Below are 695 nucleotides of genomic sequence, written 5' to 3' on the forward strand. Positions count from 1 at the left end.
GTAGGAGTCGGGCCCGTGTCTCAGTGCCCGTGTGGCTGATCATGCTCTCACATCAGCTACTGATCGTCGGCTTGGTGGGCTATTACTCCGCCAACTACCTAATCAGCCGCACACCCATCTTCTAGCAGTAAACCTATAATATCTAAATGATGCCACTTAAATATCTTACGGGGTATTAATCCAAATTTCTCTGGGCTATCCCCCACTAAAAGGAAGGTTGTGTACGTGTTCCGCACCCGTTTGCCGGTCGCCGGCGTATTGCTACCCGCTGCCCCTCGACTTGCATGTATTAAGCCTGCCGCTAGCGTTCATCCTGAGCCAGGATCAAACTCTCCATTGTAAATGAGTTTTTGATCTGACTATTAATTCTCTAAAAAAATTAACGGCCAATTCTAATTAATGTTTGCGCTCGTATTTCTTACATTCCTAAAAATGTGCTGTTGCTTCCAAACTTTCAAAGATCTTTACCTCTTATCAAGGCTTTTCCCGTTTTATTGGGAGTGCAAATGTAAGGGCTTTTATTTCATCTAAACAAAATATTTCTAAAATATTTTGAAAAATTTTTAATCCCATTTCCTCATCCAATCAAATATTAATTATATCAACAACTACCTATCTATCAACACTTTATAACTAATCTTCTGTACCTCTAAGAACTTTTCCCGTTTAATTGGGAGTGCAAATGTAATAGCTTT

At 40.1% G+C, this 695-nt stretch carries 1 rRNA gene; it reads right to left on the reverse strand.

Annotated features, from left to right (window positions below):
• Nucleotides 1-340 (reverse strand): 16S ribosomal RNA (locus ACTIEV_RS15510); the annotation flags it as partial.
• Between the last annotated feature and the right edge of the window lie 355 nt (nt 341-695).

The sequence above is a fragment of the Sediminibacterium sp. genome (assembly GCF_051861365.1).
Lineage (GTDB): Bacteria > Bacteroidota > Bacteroidia > Chitinophagales > Chitinophagaceae > Sediminibacterium.